General features: G+C 34.2%; 28 protein-coding genes. 18 read left to right on the top strand and 10 right to left on the bottom strand.

From position 1 onward, the window contains the following. Nucleotides 1-10: 10 nt before the first annotated feature. From MG290_RS02665 to nadC, 3 genes are all read right to left on the bottom strand, one after another. A complete protein-coding gene (locus MG290_RS02665; RefSeq protein WP_264562372.1) occupies nucleotides 11-436 on the bottom strand; it encodes a DUF2147 domain-containing protein in 426 nt (141 codons plus the stop codon). Next, complete coding sequence (locus tag MG290_RS02660; RefSeq protein ID WP_264563173.1) at nucleotides 433-1,299, bottom strand: YihY/virulence factor BrkB family protein; 867 nt, start codon at nucleotides 1,297-1,299, stop codon at nucleotides 433-435. The genes MG290_RS02665 and MG290_RS02660 overlap by 4 nt, the downstream gene beginning before the upstream one ends. Before the next feature lie 64 nt (nucleotides 1,300-1,363). Then, nucleotides 1,364-2,224, bottom strand: coding sequence for a carboxylating nicotinate-nucleotide diphosphorylase (gene nadC, locus MG290_RS02655; protein WP_264562371.1), 861 nt, complete (start codon nucleotides 2,222-2,224; stop codon nucleotides 1,364-1,366). 67 nt (nucleotides 2,225-2,291) lie between these two features. Between nadC and MG290_RS02650 the strand changes: the two genes are divergently transcribed. From MG290_RS02650 to rlmH, 3 genes are read left to right on the top strand one after another with little or no spacing between them, the layout of a single operon-like run. Next, complete coding sequence (locus tag MG290_RS02650) at nucleotides 2,292-2,849, top strand: hypothetical protein (RefSeq protein WP_264562370.1); 558 nt, start codon at nucleotides 2,292-2,294, stop codon at nucleotides 2,847-2,849. A 19-nt stretch (nucleotides 2,850-2,868) separates the two neighbouring features. Continuing rightward, nucleotides 2,869-3,213 (top strand): tRNA-binding protein, encoded by a 345-nt coding sequence (locus tag MG290_RS02645; RefSeq protein ID WP_264562369.1) that lies wholly within the window; start codon nucleotides 2,869-2,871, stop codon nucleotides 3,211-3,213. 30 nt (nucleotides 3,214-3,243) lie between these two features. Continuing rightward, the gene (rlmH, locus tag MG290_RS02640; RefSeq protein ID WP_264562368.1) at nucleotides 3,244-3,717 is read left to right on the top strand and encodes a 23S rRNA (pseudouridine(1915)-N(3))-methyltransferase RlmH; all 474 of its coding nucleotides are present in this window, start codon (nucleotides 3,244-3,246) and stop codon (nucleotides 3,715-3,717) included. A gap of 476 nt (nucleotides 3,718-4,193) precedes the next feature. Here the strand turns inward: rlmH and MG290_RS02635 are convergent, their stop codons facing one another. Both MG290_RS02635 and folP read right to left on the bottom strand, forming a co-directional pair. After that, nucleotides 4,194-4,781: a hypothetical protein gene (locus MG290_RS02635; RefSeq protein WP_264562367.1), complete on the bottom strand. Its 588-nt coding sequence runs from the start codon at nucleotides 4,779-4,781 to the stop codon at nucleotides 4,194-4,196. A 162-nt stretch (nucleotides 4,782-4,943) separates the two neighbouring features. Further along, nucleotides 4,944-5,771, bottom strand: coding sequence for a dihydropteroate synthase (gene folP, locus MG290_RS02630; protein WP_264562366.1), 828 nt, complete (start codon nucleotides 5,769-5,771; stop codon nucleotides 4,944-4,946). An 86-nt stretch (nucleotides 5,772-5,857) separates the two neighbouring features. On the opposite strand from folP, the gene MG290_RS02625 reads away from it, so the two are divergent. The 9 genes from MG290_RS02625 to MG290_RS02585 all read left to right on the top strand — a co-directional run bounded on the left by MG290_RS02625 (nucleotide 5,858) and on the right by MG290_RS02585 (nucleotide 13,607). Beyond that, nucleotides 5,858-6,400, top strand: a complete 543-nt coding sequence (locus MG290_RS02625; RefSeq protein ID WP_264562365.1) for a DUF1599 domain-containing protein — start codon at nucleotides 5,858-5,860, stop codon at nucleotides 6,398-6,400. A 31-nt stretch (nucleotides 6,401-6,431) separates the two neighbouring features. Then, nucleotides 6,432-7,514 (top strand): DoxX family protein, encoded by a 1,083-nt coding sequence (locus MG290_RS02620; protein ID WP_264562364.1) that lies wholly within the window; start codon nucleotides 6,432-6,434, stop codon nucleotides 7,512-7,514. Continuing rightward, nucleotides 7,514-8,590, top strand: coding sequence for an ABC transporter permease (locus MG290_RS02615; RefSeq protein WP_264562363.1), 1,077 nt, complete (start codon nucleotides 7,514-7,516; stop codon nucleotides 8,588-8,590). The genes MG290_RS02620 and MG290_RS02615 overlap by 1 nt, the downstream gene beginning before the upstream one ends. A 36-nt stretch (nucleotides 8,591-8,626) precedes the next feature. Next, entirely contained in the window at nucleotides 8,627-9,196 is a 570-nt protein-coding gene (locus tag MG290_RS02610; protein ID WP_264562362.1) for a TlpA family protein disulfide reductase, read from the top strand. Then, nucleotides 9,193-9,942: a triose-phosphate isomerase gene (tpiA, locus tag MG290_RS02605; RefSeq protein ID WP_264562361.1), complete on the top strand. Its 750-nt coding sequence runs from the start codon at nucleotides 9,193-9,195 to the stop codon at nucleotides 9,940-9,942. The genes MG290_RS02610 and tpiA overlap by 4 nt, the downstream gene beginning before the upstream one ends. Nucleotides 9,943-10,191: 249 nt before the next feature. Continuing rightward, complete coding sequence (locus tag MG290_RS02600; protein WP_264562360.1) at nucleotides 10,192-11,409, top strand: DNA cytosine methyltransferase; 1,218 nt, start codon at nucleotides 10,192-10,194, stop codon at nucleotides 11,407-11,409. Nucleotides 11,410-11,411: 2 nt separating this feature from the next. Then, nucleotides 11,412-11,735 (top strand): hypothetical protein, encoded by a 324-nt coding sequence (locus tag MG290_RS02595; protein ID WP_264562359.1) that lies wholly within the window; start codon nucleotides 11,412-11,414, stop codon nucleotides 11,733-11,735. Nucleotides 11,736-11,741: 6 nt separating this feature from the next. Continuing rightward, entirely contained in the window at nucleotides 11,742-13,055 is a 1,314-nt protein-coding gene (locus MG290_RS02590; RefSeq protein ID WP_264562358.1) for a restriction endonuclease PLD domain-containing protein, read from the top strand. A gap of 108 nt (nucleotides 13,056-13,163) precedes the next feature. Next, nucleotides 13,164-13,607 carry a hypothetical protein gene (locus MG290_RS02585; RefSeq protein WP_264562357.1) on the top strand — a complete coding sequence of 148 codons (444 nt, stop codon included), beginning with the start codon at nucleotides 13,164-13,166 and terminating at the stop codon, nucleotides 13,605-13,607. A gap of 232 nt (nucleotides 13,608-13,839) precedes the next feature. Here the strand turns inward: MG290_RS02585 and MG290_RS02580 are convergent, their stop codons facing one another. Genes MG290_RS02580 through MG290_RS02570 form a run of 3 tightly spaced genes read right to left on the bottom strand, consistent with a single transcriptional unit; the run spans nucleotide 13,840 to nucleotide 16,019 of the window. After that, the gene (locus tag MG290_RS02580) at nucleotides 13,840-14,655 is read right to left on the bottom strand and encodes a lysophospholipid acyltransferase family protein (RefSeq protein ID WP_264562356.1); all 816 of its coding nucleotides are present in this window, start codon (nucleotides 14,653-14,655) and stop codon (nucleotides 13,840-13,842) included. A gap of 42 nt (nucleotides 14,656-14,697) precedes the next feature. Next, nucleotides 14,698-15,363, bottom strand: a complete 666-nt coding sequence (locus MG290_RS02575) for an alpha/beta hydrolase (protein WP_264562355.1) — start codon at nucleotides 15,361-15,363, stop codon at nucleotides 14,698-14,700. A 17-nt stretch (nucleotides 15,364-15,380) separates the two neighbouring features. Beyond that, nucleotides 15,381-16,019, bottom strand: a complete 639-nt coding sequence (locus MG290_RS02570; protein ID WP_264562354.1) for an NUDIX hydrolase — start codon at nucleotides 16,017-16,019, stop codon at nucleotides 15,381-15,383. Nucleotides 16,020-16,046: 27 nt separating this feature from the next. Here MG290_RS02570 and MG290_RS02565 point away from each other — a divergent pair, with 27 nt between their 5' ends. Continuing rightward, the gene (locus tag MG290_RS02565) at nucleotides 16,047-16,493 is read left to right on the top strand and encodes a DUF4268 domain-containing protein (protein ID WP_264562353.1); all 447 of its coding nucleotides are present in this window, start codon (nucleotides 16,047-16,049) and stop codon (nucleotides 16,491-16,493) included. 152 nt (nucleotides 16,494-16,645) lie between these two features. Then, nucleotides 16,646-18,388 carry a hypothetical protein gene (locus MG290_RS02560; protein ID WP_264562352.1) on the top strand — a complete coding sequence of 581 codons (1,743 nt, stop codon included), beginning with the start codon at nucleotides 16,646-16,648 and terminating at the stop codon, nucleotides 18,386-18,388. A gap of 35 nt (nucleotides 18,389-18,423) precedes the next feature. Here the strand turns inward: MG290_RS02560 and MG290_RS02555 are convergent, their stop codons facing one another. Both MG290_RS02555 and MG290_RS02550 read right to left on the bottom strand, forming a co-directional pair. After that, complete coding sequence (locus MG290_RS02555) at nucleotides 18,424-19,596, bottom strand: GlmU family protein (RefSeq protein ID WP_264562351.1); 1,173 nt, start codon at nucleotides 19,594-19,596, stop codon at nucleotides 18,424-18,426. A 117-nt stretch (nucleotides 19,597-19,713) separates the two neighbouring features. Further along, entirely contained in the window at nucleotides 19,714-19,965 is a 252-nt protein-coding gene (locus MG290_RS02550) for a type B 50S ribosomal protein L31 (protein WP_257498618.1), read from the bottom strand. Between the two features lie 233 nt (nucleotides 19,966-20,198). On the opposite strand from MG290_RS02550, the gene MG290_RS02545 reads away from it, so the two are divergent. Genes MG290_RS02545 through MG290_RS02530 form a run of 4 tightly spaced genes read left to right on the top strand, consistent with a single transcriptional unit; the run spans nucleotide 20,199 to nucleotide 25,288 of the window. Continuing rightward, complete coding sequence (locus tag MG290_RS02545) at nucleotides 20,199-20,747, top strand: DUF4199 domain-containing protein (protein WP_264562350.1); 549 nt, start codon at nucleotides 20,199-20,201, stop codon at nucleotides 20,745-20,747. Beyond that, the gene (locus MG290_RS02540) at nucleotides 20,747-21,703 is read left to right on the top strand and encodes a glycosyltransferase family 2 protein (protein WP_264562349.1); all 957 of its coding nucleotides are present in this window, start codon (nucleotides 20,747-20,749) and stop codon (nucleotides 21,701-21,703) included. Before MG290_RS02545 ends, MG290_RS02540 begins: the two co-directional genes overlap by 1 nt. A 16-nt stretch (nucleotides 21,704-21,719) precedes the next feature. Further along, nucleotides 21,720-23,450, top strand: coding sequence for a phospho-sugar mutase (locus tag MG290_RS02535; protein ID WP_264562348.1), 1,731 nt, complete (start codon nucleotides 21,720-21,722; stop codon nucleotides 23,448-23,450). After that, nucleotides 23,450-25,288 carry an ABC transporter ATP-binding protein gene (locus MG290_RS02530; protein WP_264562347.1) on the top strand — a complete coding sequence of 613 codons (1,839 nt, stop codon included), beginning with the start codon at nucleotides 23,450-23,452 and terminating at the stop codon, nucleotides 25,286-25,288. Before MG290_RS02535 ends, MG290_RS02530 begins: the two co-directional genes overlap by 1 nt. Nucleotides 25,289-25,560: the final 272 nt, after the last annotated feature.

Here is a 25,560-nt window from a genome sequence, read left to right as displayed (position 1 = left end):
TCTTACAAAATTATTTAACGCGTACCCAGGTTTGTGTGCGTCCTAATGCTTGGATTCCAATGTATCCACGAACATCTAATTTATCGGCACCGTTTAGTTTTAATAAACATTTATACTCTTTTCCTGAAGATGGATCGGTAATTGTTCCGCCCGAATATTCCTTACCGTCTTTAGAAAGTCCTTTAATAATTGTTAAACCTTTAATGGGTTTGCCTTTATCGGCACCGGGACATTTATCGCATTTGGCATCTTTTTTATCGGTTAAAATTTCAACTACTTTTCCGTAAATTTTACCATTTTTTTCCGAAATTTCTACAATCGATTTTGCTTTACCTGTTTCGTCATCAATCGTTTTCCACTTACCAGTTACTGTTTGTGCTTGCATGCTGATTGCAGCAAAAGCCGTTAATACAAAAGTTGCTAATACTTTTTTCATATCTTATTCTTGTTTTTATTGTTACTAATATACAAATTTCTTCTTTTGGCTGTATAAATCGCAGCATTTAATTCAAAACCTAATAATAAAATCATGCAATTGATCCAGATGTAAATCATTATAACCAAAAGTGTGCCAATTGATCCATACAACTCATTATATTTTGCAAATTTCGACACATAAAACCCGAAAGCTACTGATGTGAGCGACATTAAAATGGTTGTAAAAACCGAGCCGTATGATATAAAAGCTAAATGTTTGGTTTCTTTTGTTCCGAATTTATAAAGAATGGAAACAGTGAGCAAAATCATTAATACCACAAAGAGATTTCGGGCAATATCTGCTGCCCAAGGAAAATCGGAAACGTGCATTAATACTTCAACTGTTAAATAAACCGCTACGGAAAGTACCAACATTAAACTCAACAAAACCGATAAAATGATGGCTATTAAATATTGCCGGAAAAAATTTCTTGATACCGATAAATGTGCCGATGACTGAAACCCATTGATGATGGCATTTACGCCATTTGCCATAAAAATCACCGACATAATCACCCCGGTTGACAATAAACTTCTATACGAATTGCTCATAATATCAATCAATATCAATTCAATGGCATCATAAGTAGTGGGCGGAACATTTTCTTCTACAAAAAGCAAAAAGCTTTCTTGAAAATTATCTATTGGAATATAAGGTATTAAATTCAGTAAAAATAATGCAAACGGAAACAAAGCCATAAAAAACGTGAAAGCAATAGAACCTGCTTTGTAATTAAGGGCGCCTTCTACAATTCCGGCAAAATAAATACGCAATAACTGATACAACGTTAAACCTTCCAATCCCGGAACTTTTGCCCGCATGGAAAACTTAATGAGTTTACCTACTATTGGAATTTTTGTTATTTTCACTGTTTTTTTGCCCAATTTACAGAACCGCTTTTAAACTTAAATCCATATTATAGACCGAATGTGTCAATGCGCCACTCGATATAAAATCTACACCACATGCTGCATAATTACGAATGGTTTTTTCGTTGATATTCCCCGAAGATTCTGCCAAACATTTGCCATTAATCATCGCAACGGCAGTTTTGGTATCTTCGTAATTAAAATTATCAATTAAAATTTGATAAACGCCTTCGTTTTGCAGAATTTCTTCGATTTCGGTTAAATTTCGGGCTTCCACAATAATTTTTAAATCTTTATTGTGGTCTTTTAAATACTGTTTTGTTTGTGTGATTGCTTGAGTAATTCCACCCGCAAAATCAATATGATTGTCCTTTAACATAATCATATCATACAGCGCAAAACGATGGTTTTCGCCACCGCCAATCTTCACCGCCCATTTTTCTATGGCACGAATTCCTGGTGTGGTTTTTCGGGTATCCAGCACTTTTGCTTTGGTGCCTTCTACCAAATCAACAAAAAATTTGGTTTTAGTGGCAATGGAACTCATTCGCTGCATGGAATTCAACACCACGCGCTCTGCTTTTAAAATTGATTGTGATTTTCCGGTTACATAAAAAGCAATATCGCCGTATTTTACAGGAGTTCCATCAGGAATCAACACTTCCACCTGCATTTCCGGATCCACATAATGGAAAACCATTTTAGCAAAATCAACTCCGGCCAAAATTCCTTCGTCTTTTACCAATAATTTTGCTTTTCCCATGGCATTTGTCGGAATACAAGCTAACGAGCTGTGATCGCCATCGCCCACATCTTCGCGAATGGCATTTTCTATAATTAATTTTAATTCGTTCGTAAATTGTTCTTCTGAAATCATTTTTTTCTATCTTTAATTGCTAAAGTACAAATTTTTGGTATTTTTACTAACTCTCAATCAAAGGAAAATGAATAACTATTATAAAAAAAAGACAGATACTCTTAATTTGTATTTAGAATTAAATGTAAGAGCTTCGTTCTTTGGAAAAATACTTCTATTGATTACTATTTTAATCGCACTAATACCACTCTTCATATTTGCACTTGGTTCCTACAAGAATCCAGAAAATTCATCTGATTTTATTTTACCTGCAATAATTATAATAGGACTAATTATTATTTTTCCTGTTCGCTATTTAATTTGGAATTGTTTTGGTAAGGAATTCATCATTATAAATGCTAAAACCATTAGTTATAATTACAATTATAGAATTATCACTACAAATCTAAAAACAATTCCATTTAATAAATTAGCTACTGGAATTGATATTGTAAAAGAAGAAAATAATATTGAATATGGTAAACTTATTTTCTTTAATTATCATAAGGAAACTAATTTACCAGAATTAATCTTTGAAACATCTGTTTTGCTTTGCTTAGAGGATTTAAAAAAAATTGAGCATTCCATTTGGGAATTATTGAACCCAAAAGAAGAAAGCATATTAAATACATTTTTTGTTAACTAAATTTTTTTAATTCATACTTATGATCAAACCCACAATTTCTTGGAACGATTTTGAAAAGATCGATATGCGTGTAGGAACCATCATTGATGCACAACCTTTTGAAAAAGCTAAAAATCCGGCGTATAAACTGTGGATTGATTTCGGATTAGAAATTGGCATTAAAAAAACATCGGCACAAATTACCGCTTTGTATGGTATCGATGATTTAATAGGTAAACAAATTATTGCAGTTGTTAATTTTCCACCCAAGCAAATTGCCGATTTTATGAGTGAATGTTTGGTTTTGGGTGTTGTGGGCAGCGATAAAGAAGTTACCCTGCTTGCTCCAGGAAAAACGGTAGAGAATGGTTTGGGAATTGGTTAAACTGCACTATTTTTGCAAAAACGAATTTCTATGAACATCAAACTTTTGGCAATTGGTAAAACCGACAATAAAAACCTGCAAGCGTTAATTGATGAATACACCAAGCGTTTGAGCTTTTACATTAAGTTTGATTTAGAGGTTATTGCCGATATTAAAAACGTTAAAAACCTTTCGGAAGCGCAACAAAAACAAAAAGAAGGCGAATTGATTTTAAGCAAACTAACTGCAACCGATCATTTGATTTTATTAGATGAAAACGGAAAAAGTTTTTCAAGCGTTGGTTTTGCCGATGAACTGCAAAAGAAAATGAATGCAGGTATTAAAACCTTAGTGTTTGTAATTGGCGGACCTTATGGTTTTTCTGATGATGTTTATAAAAAAGCAAACGGGAAAATTTCGCTTTCTGCCATGACGTTTTCACACCAAATGGTTCGTTTGTTTGTTATTGAACAAATTTACCGTGGCTTCACTATTTTAAAGAATGAACCGTATCATCATCAGTAGAATGTAGAAAAGTATAATGTAAATTGTATTTCTGTATATTGTTATTGAGGTTTTAGGGTTAAGGTTTAAAGTTGAAAGTTTGAATATGAAGGTTTAAAGTTGAAAGTTTGAATATGAAGGTTTAAAGTTGATGTTTAAAGTTGATGTTTAAAGTTGATGTTTGAATTTGCTATTTGAATTTGCTATTTGAATTTGCTATTTGAATTTGCTATTTGAATTTGCTATTTGAATTTGCTATTTGAATTTGCTATTTGAATTTGCTATTTGAATTTGCTATTTGAATTTGCTATTTGAATTTGCTATTTGAATTTGCTATTTGAATTTGCTATTTGAATTTGCTATTTGAATTTGCTATTTGAATTTGCTATTTGAATTTGCTATTTGAATTTGCTATTTGAATTTGCTATTTGAATTTGCTATTTGAAGATTTCATACAAAAACGAGCTAAAGCTCATTTCTATTCATAAATAAAGGATCTAATTCACATAAACTTCACTATTCAAGCTTTCAGAAATTTTTTGTTTTTCTAATTCAATTAAAATATTCACAAAAGTTTCTATACCTATATTTTTATCAATTCTTACCAAATAAGTTTGTGTTTTATTCAAAGGATTTTTTGCGTCAGCTACTGATTTTAACAGCAAACTCTGTACTCCTTCAGCTAATTCATAAACGGGTTGTTCTTCTAAAGCAAATCTTTTAAAAGGCATTTTTACATACGCATTTTGTTTGTGAAGTGTATCGCTATACACCAAATAAATAGCTTTGGTATCTTCGTGCATGCCGCCTTTTTTATGTTTTTTTTGGGTTAGTTCTTGTAAAAACGGAGCTACTTCATTCAACGTTAAATTTCTATCAACTGAAAGCACCCAATGCGTGTTTCCTATTAAGCTGTTTTTTTTAATTTCAACTTTTCCTGCTTCGTTTTTTAAAATATATGCCGGACTAAAATCGGTCATTTCGGTTACAACAGAAAAATCAGATCGACTAATTTTCATTTCTTTTTGTTGGCATGATGCAAATAAAATCGCACCAAAAATTAAGGTAAATAGTTTAGCTTTCATAATCATTAATAGATTTTATTTTTTTACCACAGATGCACAGATTTAAATTTTTATCTTTTTAAATTATAAACTGCACACAGATAATATTAATAATCGAAATTAGAAAATCTTAATAGTTCCTTTAATAAATAAGCATTTTTTATCTGTGCATCTGTGGCAAATTTAACAATATGTTTTCGTATATAACTTCACACATTCCACCGCTTCTTTCACATCGTGCACCCGCAACAAATTCGCGCCTTTTATCAACGAAATCGTGTTTAAAACGGTTGTTCCGTTTAATGCTTCTTGCGGAGTGGTTTCAAAAAACTTATAAATCATCGATTTTCTTGAAAGTGCCGATAATACGGGAACATTCAAATTTTGCAACAAATCCAACTTATTCAAAACTTCATAATTCTGATCCAACGTTTTCGAAAATCCAAATCCGGGATCCACAATCACATCAACAATTCCGTGCGCTTGCGCCTGTGCCATTTTATCGGAAAAATAATAAATCATTTCGTGCATCACATCGTCATAATCGGTAAACTGTTGCATGCTTTGCGGCGTTCCTTTCATGTGCATCATAATGTAAGGCACTTTAAAACTACCTACAACGGGCATCATTTGATCGTCTAAATTGCCTGCCGAAACATCGTTTATCATTGCCGCACCCAAATCCAAGGTTTGCTTGGCAACTTCGGCTCTGAACGTATCAATCGAAAAAACAGCATTCGGAAATTTTTTCACCAAATGCTTCACCACCGGCACCATGCGTTCCAACTCTTCTTCTTCTGAAACAAAAGGCGCATTTGGTTGGGTAGAATACGCACCAATATCAATAATAGCAGCGCCTTCTAGCAACATTTTTTCGGTTTTTTGTTCGATTTTTTCTAGCGAATGATGCCATCCACCATCGAAAAACGAATTAGGTGTAATGTTTAAAATCCCCATGACTTTCGGCGTTTCAAACGTGATTAATTTGCCTTTGCAATTGATTGATTTCATTATTTATTGGAATAAATACCTGCTTTTGTTTTTATTGTGCGAACAGATTGTTATTTTTGGTAAAATTTATACAAAGATACTTGAATATGTTTTCAACAGCGGAACAATATGATAAAATAATTGCCATTTGCAGACAATTATACATTAATAAATTACACGATTACGGCTGTGCGTGGCGCATTTTGCGATTGCCCTCGTTAACCGATCAAATTTATATCAAAGCATGCCGAATTCGGTCGTTACAAGAAAATGATGTACGAAAAATTGATGAAGATGAAACTTCAGAATTCATCGGAATCATTAATTATAGCATCATGGCGTTGATTCAATTGGAAAAAGGCGTTTCTAAAGAAGCCGATTTATCTACCCAAGAAGCCATTGATTTGTACGACAAGCACATTGGCATTACCAAAGAATTGATGATGAACAAAAACCACGATTATGGCGAAGCTTGGCGCGATTTGCGGATTTCATCGCACACCGATATCATTTTGCAAAAGCTGTTGCGAGTGAAACAAATCGAAGACAATAAAGGAAAAACCCTCGTGTCTGAAGGGTTGGATGCCAATTACCAAGACATGATTAATTACGCCGTTTTTGCACTGATTTTAATGAATTTTGCCGAATAAGAACTAACTTTTACAAACTTAATTTTGAAAAATGGAAAACTTAAAAAAATATTTACCGTGGACAATTAGAATCATTATTTCGTTTTTATTCTTAATTTCTGCCGTTGCCAAATTATACCCGAGTCCGTATTTTGCGATTTCAACATTTGAAGTAAAACAGTTATATCCAATGGGTTTTTCAGAAGATGTGGCGGTATATTTTTCGCGCATTTTAATTGGAATTGAACTGGCATTAGGCATTTTATTGTTGCAGAATAACTTTTTGCGAAGAATTGTGATTCCTGCAACGATGTTAATGTTAGTGGTTTTTACAGTTCATTTGGGAATTGACACCATTCAAACAGGCGGAAATTCTGGAAATTGTGGTTGTTTTGGAAGTTTATTACCCATGACTCCTATCGAAGCAATTATTAAAAACGTGATTGCTATCGTCTTGTTAATCATTTACTTATACATTACACCAAAATCGGCAAAAGAAGGGAATAATTTCTGGGTTTTGTCAACCATAACATTTGCCTCAATTTTAGCGTTGTTTATGTTGGCTCCCATTCAACCAAAAGCAGTAGAAATTGCTACAGAAGAAATGGAAACACCTGTGGAAACTATTGAAAATCAACCAACTGAACCGATTGCTGTAAACCCAACAGAACCTATTGTTACGGAAGAAGTTCCTGTCAAAACTGCAAAACCGGTTGTTGATGAACCTGCTAAGGTAAAATCGGGCTACACACAATATTTTTCGAATATCGATCAAGGAAAAAAGATTTTAGCATTGTTTGTGCCAGGTTGTGAACATTGCCGTGATGTGGCGAAAGAGCTGACGGAAATGAAACGAAAAGACAAAAATTTCCCTAAAATACAAATTGTCTTTATGAACGAAGAACCTGAAAAAATTCCTGATTTCTTTGAATTTGCCGGAGCTAACTATCCTTATAAAATCATTGAAGTGATTCCGTTTTGGAAATTGTTAGGAAACAATAAAGACACGCCGGGAATCATCTATTTTTGGAATGGAAATAAAATCAAAGAATGGGACGGCATCAACGAGAAAAAATATGTGGGTTCTGAGTTAAAATCGCTCTTAAAAAAGAACTATTCCGAAATTAAAAAATAGTGCTGAGGTATTTTCTAAATAAACTAGGGTATTCGTTTTTTACGCTTTTTGGTGTAATTACGGTGGTTTTTATATTGTTTAATATTTTGCCGGGCGATCCTGCACGAATGATGTTGGATCAAAACGAAAACTCGGAACAATTGGCACTTATCAAAAAGAAATACGGTTTTGACCAACCCGTTATCAATCAATATTTTTATTATTTGAACGATTTATCACCGGTATCATTTCACAAAAAACAAGCTGGTCATTACACGTTTTATACCGAAGAAAAATACGGCGGAACTGTTTTATTCAGCACCCAAAAGTATGATGTGGTTTTAAAAACACCTTATTTGCGTGAAAGTTTTCAGAAAAACGGAAAGAAAGTAACCGATATTATATTACACACTTTGCCAAGCACCGTGGTTTTAGCCGTTTTTTCCATTGTAATTGCATTGCTAATCGGAGTGTTTTTAGGAATCATTTCGGCATTAAACGCCAATAGCTTTTTCGACCGAATCATCGCACTCATCAGCACCTTGGGTATGAGTGTTCCCTCGTTTTTCAGTGCCATTTTGTTTGCATGGATTTTTGGTTTTTTGTGGCATCAATACACGGGTTTAAATATGACCGGCAGTTTATACGAAGTGGACGATTTTGGCGAAGGCACCCATTTAGCCTTGAAAAACGCCATACTTCCGGCAGTGGTTTTAGGCATTCGTCCGTTGGGTGTGGTCATTCAATTAATGCGCAATTCGTTGCTCGAAGTCTTGAACCAAGAATACATTCGAACGGCAAAAGCCAAAGGATTATCCACCTATAAAATCATCACCAAACACGCCTTGAAAAATGCACTAAACCCTGTTGTTACCGCCATGTCGGGTTGGTTTGCATCCATGTTGGCTGGTGCGGTTTTTGTGGAATATATTTTCGGATGGAACGGTTTAGGTAAAGAAATCGTTGATGCATTGAACAATTTAGATTTGCCGGTAATCATGGGATCGGTGATTGTGGTAGCAACCACTTTTGTAGTAATTACCATTTTAGTAGATTTAATCTATGCTTATTTAGATCCAAGAATTAAATTGAAATAATAGCTTTACAAATATTCCCTTTATATTTATATAATTATGAAAAAGATTTTTATAACCCTTTTAGCTTTAGGTTTTATCGCGATAGGTTGCGATACTAAACAAAAAACCAACAAACAATCAGCACCTTCAACCGAAATTACAACCGACAGCGTTGCGGTTTCCAACGAAGCTTTTAGTGCGGTAACCCTCAACAAAATGTTTGAAGATCCTTCTGGAAACAAAATTTCGTTTCAGAACATTTTAGCCAAACACAAAGGAGCACCCATTGTGATTGATGTTTGGGCATCATGGTGCCCCGATTGTATCAAAGGATTTCCCGAATTAAAAAACCTTCAACAGCAATATCCTAATGCAGCTTATGTTTTTCTATCGTTAGACAAAACAAAGAACAAATGGACAGAAGCGATTAAAAAATACGACTTAAAAGGCGATCATTATTATTTGAACGAAAAAATGAAAGACGAATTTGGTCAGTCCATTCAATTAGATTGGATTCCACGCTATATTGTTGTGGATGCTCAAGGAAACATCGCCCTAAAAAAAGCCATTGTGGCAAACGACACCCTTTTAATTAACACCCTAAACAAGATACAACCTTCATTATGAGACATAAAATAATAGCCGGAAACTGGAAAATGCACAAAAATGCTTCAGAAACCACTCAGTTTTTAAACGATTTAGTAAACAATATGCCCAGCGGCAAAGAAGTAGAAGTGTTGGTAGCACCTTCTTTTACCAATTTAATGTTGGCAACCCAAATGCTAGAAGACACCAACATTAGCGTGGCTGCACAAAACATGCACCAAGCAGAAGGCGGCGCTTTTACAGGCGAAATTTCAGCCGATATGTTAACCAGCGTAGGTGTGCAAACCGTGATTTTAGGTCACAGCGAACGCCGACATTATTTTAACGAAACACCGGCGCTTTTAGCCAATAAGGTAGATACCGCATTGCGCCACAACATGCGTGTAATTTTTTGTGTGGGCGAAGAATTGAAAGACCGCAAAAGCAAACAATTTCAAAACGTGGTGTTTTATCAGTTAAAAGATTCGTTGTTTCACCTGCCAAAAGAAGCTTGGGAACACATCGTGATTGCCTACGAACCTGTTTGGGCAATTGGCACCGGCGAAACAGCCACTCCGGAACAAGCACAAGAAATGCACCAGTTTATCCGCGAACAAATTGCACACCACTACGGCAGTTTGGCAAATAATGTTACCATTTTATACGGCGGCAGCGTAAAACCAGACAACGCAACCACCATTTTTGCACAACCCGATGTGGACGGCGGTTTAATTGGCGGTGCTGCTTTAAATATAGCCGATTTTACAAAGATTATTGAGGCGGTTTAAAAATCATCACTTCATTACACTAAAAAACTGAACTCTTGTTCGGTTTTTTTGTGTTTTTAAGCAATAAAAAAATAATTTTTTTTTGCTAATTCATTAAAAAATAAACAAATTTTTTTTTGGAAAAAGATTATTATTTATTTTTTTTACAAAATTAGGATATGTATTAATAAAAATAAATTTAATTAATTTTACTGAATTTTTAATTTGTAAATTGCAAAGTTGAATAGTAAAGTAAACCTAGGAATGATAATGAAAGAGAAAATAAGCATAGAAGAATTTGATAATAAAAATTATCAAATAAGGCTTGTTGAACCTTTTGAAGACAAAGCTGTATTAACTCACTATCTTCATAATATACATAACGGAGTTTCAAAATATTATAAAAAAGAAGCTTTAACTGTTATTAAAAATTACGTTGAATACAAAAGTGAAAACAATATTTCTATTGTTGCAGAAGATGCTTTGCAACAACTTCTATTTGAAGTTGAAAACGTTCCTTTTCCAACTCCAGAAAATTATAGTTTTAAATTCATTGATTTGTTTGCAGGAATTGGTGGATTTAGATTGGCTTTGCAAAATGTTGGTGGAAAATGCGTTTTTACAAGTGAATGGAACAATGATGCACAAAAAACATACAGAGAAAATTTTGGTGAAGTTCCATTTGGTGACATTACAAAAGAGCGAAATAAAAATTATATTCCTGAAAAATTTGACATTTTATGTGCAGGTTTTCCTTGCCAAGCATTCTCAATTGCAGGCTATCAGAAAGGATTTGCAGACACAAGAGGAACTTTGTTTTTTGACATTGAACAAATTGTAGAAAAGCACAAACCAAAGGTAGTATTTTTAGAAAATGTAAAAAATCTTGTTTCTCACGATAAAGGAAATACATTTAAAACGATTATTGAAACACTCGAACAAAAATTGGGTTATAAAACATTTTCAAAAGTTTTAAATTCAGCAACTCACGCAAATATTCCCCAAAATCGTGAGCGAATTTTTATAGTTGCTTTTGACCCAAAGCAAGTTAAAAATTATGCGAAATTTGAGTTTCCTAAACCAATAAAATTAACAAAAACAATACACGATTTTTTAGATAAAGAAAAACAAGATGATATTTTTTATTACAAAAAAGACCATCAATATTATCCTGAACTTGCAAAAACAATGATTTCAAAAGATACAGTTTATCAATGGAGAAGAGTTTATGCAAGAGAAAACAAAAGTAATCTTTGTCCAACTTTAACTGCGAATATGGGTTCAGGTGGACATAATGTACCTTTAATAAAAGATGATTTTGGAATCAGAAAATTAACACCAAAAGAATGTTTTGCTTTCCAAGGTTATCCAATAGAAAAATATATTTTGCCTCCTGTTGCAAACAGCAAATTGTACATGCAAGCAGGGAATTCTGTGACAACAACTTTGGTTGAAAGAATTGCAAATCAAATCATTAAAGTTTTATAATTATGGAAAATAATCAATTATTAAATTTGGATTTTAATTTAATAGATAAAAATCTTCCAAAAAATATTTATGGTTTACGAATTTTAGATGTTGATAAAAATAAAACATTCGATTTAATAATTAAGCATGATGGATTTTGCCCAGATAATTATTCTGAAAGAGACCAATCACGTTTCAATGACTATTTGTCGAATCTTGAGTATTCAGCAATTCAAGAATTTTTTAAATCAATTAAAAAAAGAAAACCAAAATTATATTCAAATTTAATTGAAGTCATGACTAATGGAGATGGAGATTTGTATCATTATGCTAAATCTGTAAGTTAAAATAAGATGAGTATTTGGGAACAATATTCTAAAGAACAAAGAGAAGAATACATAAAGTTCTTACAAGTTTATGGTGCTCTTTCTAACTTATTTCGCCAAAAAAAAGGCGATATGGTTCCGTACCTTGATTCCAAATTTCAAGAAACTGTTTTTGCAAAAATTTTTGACAGCCAAAATGCAGACATCGGAAACACACCACACGATGTAGTTTCTGTTTTTGGAAATGACAGAATTGGAATTGGTTTGAAAACTTGGATGAATAGCAAGCCGTCATTCCAAAAAGTTATGCAACTAAAACGCTATCAAAATGAGATAAATAGCGTTTTCAAAAACAATGATGTTGAAGCATTAGCTTATAAAATTTCCGAAATCAAAAACGAGCGTATGAGAAGTGATTACGAGCGTTTAGGATTATCAGAAAATAAAAATATTTATCATTATGTAACTCGTGATGAGGGTCGTTTTGTAATCAACGAATGTGCTTATCCTTTGATTGATTTAAACAAACTTGAAAAATTTAATCTAACACCAACTGCATTTTCTTGGTCGGACGGACACAAAGATTATAAATATACATTTGGAGATTCGCAAATTCATCAAAAATTTGATTCGTCAAAAAAAGACACTTTTTTACTTCATCAATTTGATATTCAAATTATTGAAGACCCATTTTCATTTTTATTAGAAGCCTATTTCAACTTCATTGACAAAGCAAAAGTTGCTACGACTAACATTGTTGAAGCGTATCTTCCATTATATTCATTCGAAACAAAAGAAGTTGAAGAAAAGTCAGGATTAAATGCTTGGAATGGTGCTCCAAAAGTTAAAGGAAGTGGTAGACCAAGACCTTTAAATGAAGTTTATATTCCTATACCAAAAGATTTTCATTATAAATTTCCAGATTTTTTCACTAACGATATTTTAAAAGTTATAGAAGAACGTGAAATTTACAAGAATGATAAAGAGAAAAGACCAGAAGTTAGGTTTCATATACAGCTTCCAAATGGAAAGAGTATTCCAGGACTTATTACAGGAGATAATATGAAAAATTTCCAATCGGGAAGCAGTACAGAACTTGATGAAAATGGAAAACGATTTGGTCAATCTGCTTTAGGGCAATGGCTTTTAGTTGATGTTTTGGGTCTAAAAGAAAGAAAAAAGGTAACTCGTGAATGGTTACAAATGAAAGGTACTGATTCTGTGCGTTTGTGGAGAAATAAAAATGATTACTCAACATTTTATATTGATTTTGCACCGATTGGCTCATTTGAAGCTTTTATGAATGACGAACCTATCCCACAAGAAGACGAATATCTTTAAATAAAGAATTGGTTCTGAAATTATAAATATGACAACTTATCTATGTTCTTAAACAGTTAATATGATTATCACCATTTTTCACTACCTTAGCAAAAACAACAGTTCGCTATGAAAAAAACACTTTTAACAATTGCTTTATTAATGGGGTTTTGTTCCCAGGCACAAGATTTTTTGTTTGGTCCTAGTATTTCGTATCAATCGCAAGCGGGCAATGTGCTAAAAGTGGGTGGCTATTACATGCAGCCGTTGGCACAAAACGAAGTAGGCATAAAACTAGAAGCTAATGCCAATATGGCCTATTTTAGAGAGCGGTTTGTGGTGATACCCGAAGGCAGTTTTACCTTCTACCCTACTCTTAACCGATTGATTGTTCCGTTTGCCGAAGGTGAAATTTCGCCTTATACGGTTACGCCAAAAGTGGGCTTGTCTATCGCAACTATGCTGGAATTGGGCGTTGGTTACGGTTTTGATATGCAAACCAAACAAGATGTAAAACCCATTAAAGGTTTTACCTTTTCACTAGGGTTTTATATTCCGTTGAATGCTTTTTAATGAAGTTTCGATATAAATTTATCTTAACAATGCTATTCCGTGATTTTTTACCACAGATACACAGATATGTTAAAGTTTAATTATATGATGCTTAACGCTATTTTTCTATGTGTCTATTTGGTTTTAATCAAACTCAGATAACTCATTAAATTTCACAGATTTTGAATGCATTGCATCATTTTTATGACGTACTTGAAATAATGAATAAAATCTGTGCATCTGTGGAAATCAGTTAATAATCAAACGGAAAACGGCGTTCTTTGTTCAGTTTGGTATCGCTTTCAATGATTTCATTTGGTATCACTTTTAAAAACGATGGGTGTTGTTCAATAGCATATTCAATTTTTTCAACAATTTCATCAATCGTTTCATTGTCGTAATCAATTTGCAAAGGTTCTTTAATGGTAAAAGTTTGCAGGATACCTTTTTTCTTTAGCCACAATCCTTTTTTATCAAACGAACGGCGAAATCCATCGATCACAATAGGCACCACAATTGGACGGTGTTCTTTAATGATGTGTGCCGTACCTTTTCGCACGGGTTTAAACGATTTGGTGGTTCCTTGCGGAAAAGTAATCACCCAACCGTCTTGCAAGGCTTTTTTAATATTTTCGGTATCGTTGGGGTTTACTGCTTTTTTTTCGGTGACATCTTTGCCTTTTTCACGCCATGTTCGCTCAACGGTAATGGCTCCTGTATAGCTCATTATGCGCGGTAAAATGCCGGCTTGCATGGTTTCTTTGGCACTCACATAATAAATATTCATTTTGGGATTCCAAATATAGAACACGTTTTTTATGTTGTCTTCTCTGCCTTTTAAACTGGCATTAAACACGTGAAACATAGCCACCACATCGGCAAAATAGGTTTGGTGGTTCGATATAAAAAGTACGTTGTTTTCGGGAAGTTGTTTGATGATTTCAGATCCATCGATTACCAATTCGTTAAAGCCGCGGTACCGCTTGTGGGTTAAAAAGCCAAATACACGAATAAGCCATCTTTTTATAAAAATGATGTTTCCAAACGGGTCTTTTCTGAATAAACTCATACACTGTTTTAAAAAGCAAAGATATTATTTAATCGCACGTTTTCATTGTTTTTTAACATTTTCACTGTCTTGTACCAACTCTTTTTTAAGCAGTTTTTCGATTACTTTTGCTCTATTTACCGTCATAAAATGACCTCCATTTGCAATGATATAATCGGCGTGTACGTTTTTTATAGGCAAAATATGGTCATTGGTTCCATGGATGTGTATGCAATTAGTGGGGATGTATTGGTTGTTCCAATTCACAATTTGATCGATTGCCCAATGTAAAAAAGGCGCATCGGTATCTTTTATGATGGTATTTAAAAGTTTTTTTTCTGCTGAAGAATGTGCTCCGAAAAGCCAATAGGTGAAAAAATTGGTCGATTTTAGCAAAAAAGTTGGAACAAGATGATGCAATTGAAGTGCTCCGGCAAGCAAAAACCATTGGGGAAGTTCGTTTTTATTTTTGGCTGATGCTATTAGAATAACTTTTTGAACGGGAATAATTTTAGCAATTTCCACAGCCAACATACCGCCGAAAGACAATCCTATCAAAATGCAGTCTTTTTCAAAATCTTTTGAAATGCGTTGGGCATAGCTCTCGATGGTTTCGTTTTTTAAGGGAGCAATCCACGGTATAAATTGCGCAGGTACATCGGATAAATCAATGTTTGTAAAAACCCGTTCATCTACTCCTAACCCACTAAAAATATAAATTTTGTTCAATTTAATCAATATAAAAATTAAAACACCACTTTCAATGTTTCTTTTATTTCGCTCAATATCATGGCGGTTGCCCCCCACACAATATGTTCTTCAATCACAAAAGCCGGCACCGAAATATTGGTGGCATATGATGTGGTCATTTCCACGTTTTGCACTAATGCATCACTTAAGAGCTCGGAAACGGGCAGTTCAATCACAGCACTCACCTCATCGGGCTGTAAGATAAATTGTGGTGTGTTTTTGGAAATACCCATAAACGACGACACCATAAAATTGCTCGGCGGAATATAAATATCACTCCATTGTTTCACAATTTCGATTTCTGAAGCGGCAACACCCACCTCTTCTGTGGTTTCTCTCAAGGCAGTTTCCTGCAAATCTTTGTCGGTCAACTCTCTTTTTCCACCTGGAAAAGCAATTTGCGAGGAATGCACCCCGGGATAGGATGAGCGAACAATGAGTAACAAATGAGCCGCATTGTTTTTTGGATAAAACAAACTTAAAACCGCAGATGCTTTAGGATTTTGAGCAGAATAATCGTAATTTTGAAGGTATTGAATACGCTCTAACGGTGCCATTTTTAAATGGGCATCAAGAGCAAACAAAGGTTGGGAAACCACAACATTGATTTTTTCTAAAAATTGATCGAATTGCATAACACAAAAATATCTTAAATATAAACAATGTTTAGTAAAGAAGAAGCACTACAAATAAAAAAAGATTTCTGGACAGGGTTTGCAGAAGCTTATCCCCGCAAATGGTTGTTGCACAACACCAAGATAAAAGACGTTGCCTTTAAGTTTTTTGTGGACAACAAAACGGCGCAGGTAGCATTGGAAATTGAACCAAAAGACGATGAAAAACGCAAAATTTACTTTGAAAAAATAGAATCGCTAAAAACGATTTTGTTGGAAGAATTTTTAGAGGATGCTATTTTTGAACGCAATTATTATTTGCCCAATGGAAAATTAATCAGCCGAATTTGGGTTGATATCGATAAAAAAGTGAGTGTGAACAACAAAGCAACTTGGGAAGAAATTTATGAATTTTTCGCAGAAAAAATGGGAAGTTTTGAGTTGTTTTTCTACGAATATGAAGATTATATTAAAGATTTAGAAATTAACACCTAAGCATCGTTTCTATTTAAAAACTTTTAGTACTTTAATGTTTTTAAAATTTAGCCTTGAAAAAGTATCATTTCTATTTCATTATATTTTGTTGCTTGTGTTGTTGCAGTACGTTTTCGCAAACGAAAGACAGTATTTCAACCACGCAACAACAGATGCAAAAAATAGAAGATCTTTCTAAAAAAGGAAAGTTTACCCGGCAATTGCACAAGTTGATTTTTCGAAAAAAACCACGCAACGTAAACACCAATGTACAAGCCGTAAAACAAGCCGACATTGATTACGATTTTGAGAAATTTCAAGGAAAAATTATTCGAAAAATTAATATCGAAACGTATGATCCATTTGGATTTTCGATACAAGACAGTACGCGTGTTCCAACAAAATCAATAGAAAAATTAGGAAATCGGTTGCATTTAAAGACCAAAAAATTCACGGTGCGCAGTTTGCTGCTTTTTAAACGCAACCAACCACTCGATTCTATTAAATTGAAAGAATCGGAACGTTTATTGCGCTCGCAACGCTATATTCGCAGGGTTTCGGTTAAACCTATTAATCTTTCAGAAAACAATGATTCGGTTGATATTGAAATAAAAGTTTTAGATTCTTGGAGTTGGTATCCCACAGGATCTTTATCCACATCGAGTGCCCGATTGAACTTAACAACCCGCAATTTTGGTGGTTTTGGTCACTATTTCAACAATCAATACCGCACCCGTTTTAAAGAAGGCAAACACGCCTATCGCACCCAATATCAACTAAACAATATCGGACAAACATATATAGATGCCGGTGTTTTTTACAATTTGGATCTGTTGGGAAATTACACCAAACAAATCTATGCCAACCGCCGCTTCTTTACTCCGATGACTCGTTTGGCAGGAGGTTTTACTTTGCTGCAAAATGCTTCAAGGGATTCAGTGCCCAATTTAGAAGGAAAAAGAATGTTGCAAACTTTTAAATCGAACGATTTGGATGTGTGGCTGGGACACTCGAAACCATTGTATTACAGGTACAATAATTTGCATAAAGTGCAAACCAATTTGGTTACTTCGCTGCGGTTTTTTAATCGCAATTACACCGAACAACCCATTGGTGAATATGATCCTTATGATTTTTATACCGATCAAAAACTGTATTTGGCAACTATTGGTTTGGCTTCGATTAACTTTGTTCAAGACCGTTATATTTTTTATTACGATGTGATTGAAGATATTGCAGTTGGAAAAACTTTTATGGTTACAGCCGGTATGCAGCGAAAAAACAGCATCAACAGACCTTATATTGGAGCCAAATTTTCATTGGGAAAATATACCAGCTCTGGGTATTTTGGGGGTGAAGTGCAATGGGGCAGTTTTATGAATGGCAATCATTTAGAAGAAGGCGTTTTAAGAATTGAAGGCTTGTATTTTTCTAAATTGTATCAATGGGGCAAATGGCGTTTTAGACACTTTTTTAACCCAGAAATTGTAGTGGGATTAAACCGTTGGGATTATGCAATGGATAAAATTACACTGAATGGAATTTACGGAATTGATGGTTTTGATAGTTACGAATTGCGCGGAACTAAGAAAGTTTTACTGAATTTTCAGTTGCAATCCTATGCGCCGTATGATGTGTTAGGCTTTCGATTCAGTCCGTTTTTAAGTGCATCAGTTGGTTTTATGGGCGATAACGACAATACCTTTGTAACCAAAGATATGTATAGTAAAATTGGTTTGGGCATTGTTATTAGTAACGATTACTTGGTTTTTAACAATTTTCAGCTATCTCTTGCTTTTTATCCAAACATCCCCGGTAACGGATACAACATATTTAAAACCAATAATTTGCGCAATACCAACTTTGATTTACAACAATTTAATTACGGCAGACCGGAATTGGTACCTTATAATTAAAACAAATCGCTTCTAAAAATAGAAGCGATTTATAGTTATTTCTGCCACTCTTTAGTTTCATTAAAAACATGGGTTAATATAGCTTCGTCTAAATCGGTAAAGTCAACATTTCTGCGACTCATAACAATTTTTGCGGTTTCAAACGCTTTTTTTGGCAAATAGGCTTGTGTGCCTTGTGCACCACCCCATGTGAAATTTGGAATGTAATTTCTTGGGAAACCTGCACCAAAAATATTGGCAGCCACACCAACCACAGTACCTGTGTTAAACATGGTATTGATACCACACTTGCTGTGATCGCCCATCATTAAACCACAAAACTGCAAACCGGTATTTTCAAAACGTTCACTTTCGTAATTCCATAACTTCACCGATTCATAATTATTTTTAAGGTTAGAATTGTTGCTATCAGCACCAATATTACACCATTCACCCAAAACAGCATTTCCTAGAAAACCATCATGACCTTTGTTGGAATACGCAAAAAGAACCGAATTATTAATTTCGCCACCCACACGAGAATGCGGACCAACCGTTGTGGCACCATAAATTTTTGTTGCCAATTTCACTTGTGCATGCTCGCACAATGCAAAAGGTCCACGAATTACAGATCCTTCCATAATTTCGGCATCTTTTCCAATATAAATAGGTCCTGTTGTGGCATTTAGGGTGCAAAAGTTTAATACAGCACCTTCTTCAATAAAAATATTTTCACTACCCAACACGTTCACTGTTGAAGGAATAGGTTGCGATTTACGGTCTTGTGTAAGCAATTCAAAATCCTCACGAATTGCTTGATCGTTTTTCTGAAAAATATCCCAAGTATGCTCTATTTGTAAACAATCTGCTTCGATTTCTAGCAGTTCATAATCTTCAAAAACCACTTCTTCTTGTTCGTCAGTCGTAAAGAATGCAATAATTTCATCGTTTTTTACAATCGCCTGCTTGGGTTGCAAAAACTGAATCATCTCAACCAAAACTTCGTTGGGACAAAACGATGCATTTATCATTACATTTTCTGCCATTTCAACCATTGGAAATTTATCAGACAAATATTCTTCGGTTACCGTAGTGGTGGTAGTTCCTAAATATTTTTCCCATTTTTCGCGAATAGTTAAAATTCCAATGCGTATATCGGCAACAGGTCGTGTAAATGTAAAAGGCAACAAATTGTTGCGCACCGATCCGTCGTATAGTATGTAGTTCATTTTATGTTTATTTATAATGGCTAAAGTTACAAAGATTTTGTTTAGGTAAACAGTTTAAATACCAACAAAAAAGCCCTACTTTTCGGTAGAGCTTTTATATGATTATACATCCAAAAATTATTTTTTGAATTTAGCGTATTTGTTTTTGAATTTATCGATACGACCTGCTGTATCAATTAATTTAGATTTACCTGTATAGAATGGGTGCGACGTGCGCGAAATCTCCATTTTAAACACTGGATACTCTACTCCATCAACTTCAATTGTTTCTTTTGTTTCAACTGTTGACTTGGTGATGAATACGTCTTCATTAGACATATCTTTAAACGCTACTAATCTGTAATTTTCTGGGTGAATACCTTGTTTCATTGTAAATCTTGTTTTAAAATTAATGGCTGCTTTTTGTTCTGATGCTTTTATCTTTCAAAAAGGTATAAACAAAACAACAGCTTTTTATGTAATTGTTTATTTTTCAGAATGCAAATTTAATAACATATTTTTAATCTGCAACTATAACTTTATACTTTTTTTATTACAAAACAGTAAAATTTTCTACCACCTATTTTTGTATATTTGTAAGATTTTATAAAACGCAACATTCTATGAATATTATAAGTAAAAAAACAGGTTTAACGTTTGGCTTTATTTTAATGGCTTATTATGTATTGGTAAACCTTATTGTTTTTTTTGCAGATTACACCTTGTTTGTGAAATCATACCTAACCATTATAAACATTGTGGTGGTACTGATTTTAGGAATTTCTTGTATATGGATAACTAAAAAACGTTTAAAAAATCGTATTACTTTTAAAGAAGGTTTTACTGCTTTTTTTATAATGATTGTTATAGGTTTCCTTGCAAACTATATTATTCAATATATATTGTTCAACTTTGTAAATCCAGAAGCAAAAATCGTGAATAATCAATTAATGATTGAAATGACGCAGAAAATTGGTAAAGATTTAAACTTGTCCGAAGCTGAAATTAACGAGAAAATCAGCATAGTGAACAATAATGCCGATGAAAATTTTTCTCTTAAAACCTTATTTTTCAATTATGCACAAACCGTTTTAGGTGCATCAATCGCAGGTTTATTAATTGCATTGACCTTTAAAAATAAATCAGAAGTTTCAGCACAAACCAACCAATAATGAACATTACTTTACTAATTCCTTTACTGAACGAAGCGGAATCACTACCTGAATTACACGCTTGGATTACAAAAGTAATGCAACAAAACAACTATTCGTATGAATTGGTTTTTATTGATGACGGAAGCACCGATGACTCTTGGAACATTATTGAAACACTTTCTGTGACGGATGCCCATGTTAAAGGAATCCGTTTTCAGAAAAATTTCGGAAAATCGCAGGCTTTGCATGCTGGTTTTGCAATGGCAAAAGGCGATGTGGTTATTACAATGGATGCCGATTTGCAAGACAGCCCCGATGAAATTCCATCTTTATACCAAATGATTGTAAATGATGGGTACGATTTGGTTTCGGGCTGGAAAAAGAAACGGTACGACTCCGTTGTTTCTAAAAACCTTCCATCGAAATTGTTCAATTGGGCAGCTCGCAAAACTTCGGGTGTGCAACTAAATGATTTTAATTGCGGTTTAAAGGCTTACAGCAACAAAGTGGTAAAAAACATTGATGTGTATGGCGAAATGCACCGCTACATTCCCGTTTTGGCAAAAAATGCAGGTTTCAACAAAATCGGTGAAAAAGTAGTACAGCACCAAGCACGCAAATACGGCGTTTCAAAGTTTGGAATGAACCGGTTTGTAAACGGTTTTTTAGATTTAATTACTATTTGGTTTTTATCTAAATTCGGCAAAAGACCAATGCACTTGTTCGGAGCTTTGGGCGTAATCATGTTCATCGTTGGTTTTTGCAGTGCAGCCTTTATCGGCATCTATAAACTATACAAGCTTTCTGTGCACGAACCGGCTGTTTTGGTAGCAAACAATCCGTGGTTTTATATTTCGCTTACCGCCATGATATTAGGCACACAATTGTTTTTAGCAGGTTTCTTAGGAGAAATTATCCTTAGAACAAAAAACAACGAACCGCGTTATAAAATATCCACAAAAAGCAACTTATAATTTAATTTATCAAGAAATGGAAATCCCAAAAAACATATTAGAACAAAGCAATAAATGGATTCAAGATCCTTTTGATGCAGAAACACAAAACTTAGTTAAAGAATTAGTAAGCTCTTCGCCAAAAGAATTAGAAGACGCTTTTTACCGCAATTTAGAATTCGGAACCGGCGGAATGCGAGGCGTTATGGGCGTTGGTACCAACCGAATCAACAAATATACTTTGGGGAAAAACACCCAAGGTTTATCACAATATTTAAAACAAAGTTTTCCAAACGAGCAAATAAAGGTAGCCATTGCGTATGACTGCCGCCACAATAGTAAATCATTGGCAAAAATAGTTGCAGATGTTTTTTCTGCAAACGGGATTAAGGTTTTTTTGTTTGAAGATTTACGCCCAACACCCGAATTGTCTTTTGCGGTTCGATACTTAAATTGTCATGCAGGAATTGTGTTAACCGCATCGCACAATCCCCCAGAATACAACGGTTACAAGGTATATTGGCAAGATGGCGGACAATTGGTTCCACCGCAAGATAAAGAAATCATTCAGGTGATTGACAGTTTGGATTATTCAGATATTTTGTTTGATGCAAACCCGGAATTAATTGAATACATCGGCACAGAAATCGATGAAGCGTTTGCACAATCATCTATACAAAATGCAACCTTTAATCTTCCTGAAGATGCTCGTAAAGACTTAAAAATTGTTTATACATCGCTCCACGGAACATCGATCAAAGCCATTCCGAATGTTCTAGAAAAAGCAGGATATACCGATGTGCATATTGTGGCGGAACAGGCTGAACCAAACGGAGATTTTCCTACGGTTCAATCGCCCAATCCGGAAGAACCGGAAGCGTTGCAAATGGCACTTGATTTGGCACATGCAACAAATGCCGATATTGTAATAGGAACCGATCCCGATTCGGACCGATTGGGAATTGCAGTGCGCGATAACGAAGGAAAAATGACTTTGTTAAGTGGAAATCAGGCAATGGTGGTGATGACTGCCTTTTTATTGGAACAATGGAAACGCGAGGGAAAATTAGAAGGTAAAAAACATTTCGTAGGATCAACCATTGTATCAACACCAATGATTTTGGCACTTGCCGAAGCTTATGAAGTGGATTGTAAAGTGGGATTGACCGGTTTTAAATGGATAGCGAAATTTATAAAAGATTTTCCTGACCAAAAATTTATTGGTGGTGGCGAAGAAAGTTTTGGATTCATGGTGGGCGATGCCGTTCGAGATAAAGATGCTGTGGCTTCTACCCTATTAATCTGCGAAATTGCGGCTATTGCAAAAGCATCGGGTTCATCGGTTTACAAAGAATTACAAAACCTATATGCCGATTTTGGCTATTACAAAGAACATTTAATTTCGTTGACAAAAAAAGGAAAAGACGGAGCTGAAGAAATCGCAAAAATGATGACCGAATTACGCAACAATCCGCCGAAAGAAATTGCTGGTGAACGTGTGGTTTTTGTAGAAGATTATCAAAGTTCAATCGCTACTAATTTGTTTTCAAACGAAACCGAGCCTTTGTTTTTACCAAAATCAAATGTGTTGATTTATTATTTAGAAGACGGCTCTAAAATTTGTGCACGACCAAGTGGAACCGAGCCTAAAATTAAGTTCTATTTTAGCACCAACACACCAATTGAAAACGTTGAAGAAATAAAAGATGCCGATGAATATCTTGCAGATAAAATTCAACGCATTATTAACGATATGAAATGGAATTAATGGACGAAAATTTAAAAAAGATATTTCCATTTGCTAAAAACTATAAATTCAATATTGTTGCAAATATTGGGTTCAATGTGCTATATGCGTTTTTTGGAACTTTAGGAATGGTGTTTATTATGCCCGTTCTTTCGGTTCTTTTCGATGAAAAGAAAAAGCAAATTATAACGCTTCCCAAATACAAAGGCTTTTTTGACGCTTTAGGAAACTGGCAACAATACATTTCGTACTATGTAAATCAGTACTCTATTGAATATGGCGTGCAATACGGCTTAATGCTAACCGTAGGCTTGGTTTTAGTTACCTTTTTACTTAAAAATTTATCCAATTATTTCGCTCTTCAAAATTTAACGAAACTTAAAAACGGAGTACTTCGTGATTTACGCGAAAAAATGTTTAGTAAAATCATTTCATTACCCGTTTCTTATTATTCTGAAAAAAGAAAAGGTGATGTAATGGCACGTATGTTGGGTGATGTAAACGAAGTTCAAAACTCGTTTTTTATGATTTTAGAATTAATCGTAAAAGAGCCTCTAACCATTGTTTTTTCATTAATTGCAATGATTTCTATTAGTTGGAAATTAACTGTTTTTGTGTTCATTTTCATACCTATTTCCGGATTAGTTATCTCGGTAATCGGAAAAAGTTTAAAATCAAAATCAACCAGAGCACAACAAGAAAACGGGTATTTAATTTCGATTACCGAAGAAACGCTTTCCGGCTTAAAAGTGGTGAAAGGATACAATGCAGAAAATTATTTTTCTAAAATTTTTAATGATTCAATTAATCGTTTGTATAACCTTACAAATGCCATTGCTAAAAAAAATAATTTGGCATCTCCAATGAGTGAATTCATGGGAATTGTGGTCATTGGTGTTTTATTAATTTACGGTGGTAATTTGGTTTTAGTAGAAGGCTCTTTAAAAGGATCTGATTTTATTGCTTACATTGGTTTAGCTTATAATATTTTAACGCCGGCAAAAGCCATTTCAAAAGCATCATATCAAGTTAAAAATGGTATGGCTGCTGCCGAACGTGTTTTTGAAATTCTTGATACACCAAACATAATTCGAGATACAGAAATATCAAAAGATTTCAAATCATTTAATGACAAAATCTCTTTAAGAAACATCACTTTTTCTTATAATGGCGAATATGATGTATTGAAGAATTTTAATCTTGAAATTCCTAAAGGAAAAACCGTTGCATTGGTTGGTCAGTCGGGTTCTGGTAAAAGTACGATTGCCAATTTATTGATGCGTTTTTATGATGTGGAACAAGGCGAATTATTAATCGACGGTACAAATATTAAAGATATTCGTCTGGTTTCTCTGCGCGATCAATTAGGTTTGGTTACGCAAGACAGCATCATGTTCAACGGCAGTATTGCTGATAATGTTAGAATTGGAAAACAAAATGCCACCGATGAAGAAGTAATTGATGCGTTAAAAATTGCCAATGCGTTTGAGTTTGTGCAGCATTTACCGGAAGGAATCAACACCAATATTGGCGATGGCGGCGGAAAACTTTCAGGCGGACAAAAACAGCGTATTTCTATTGCGCGTGCGGTGTTGAAAAATCCACCAATTATGGTTTTAGACGAAGCTACATCGGCATTAGATACCGAAAGCGAACGCTTGGTTCAAGATGCGCTCGAAAAAATGATGGCAAACCGTACCTCCGTTGTAATTGCCCACCGTTTATCAACCATTCAAAAAGCCGATGTTATTGTGGTGATGAATCGTGGCGAAATTGCCGAACAAGGCACACATGAAGAACTTTTAGCAAAAAATGGAACATACGCTAAACTGGTTTCCTTACAATCGTTTGATAGTTAACTGTTCAATTTCACTAAAACGTGCTAAAAAAATTTTAAATAGAATTTTTGATTGTTAGCGATAGCAAATCTCCTTATAAATACCCCAAATTGTCTTTCACTTTTGGGGCATTTTTATCGAAAATTTTAATATTCTTTTAAATGATACAGCAATATATAACGCTGTAAGCAGTAATTTTTCCAAATTATTGATAAATTTACTACTATTTACTCAAAATTAACATTAAATTTAGCGCTATATTTCATAAAAACACAACAAATCATCTATCACTA

This window comes from Flavobacterium sp. CBA20B-1, from assembly GCF_028473145.1.
GTDB lineage: Bacteria > Bacteroidota > Bacteroidia > Flavobacteriales > Flavobacteriaceae > Flavobacterium.
The sequence above is the reverse complement of the archived record's forward strand: the minus strand, read 5'-3'. Positions and strand labels throughout refer to the sequence as shown.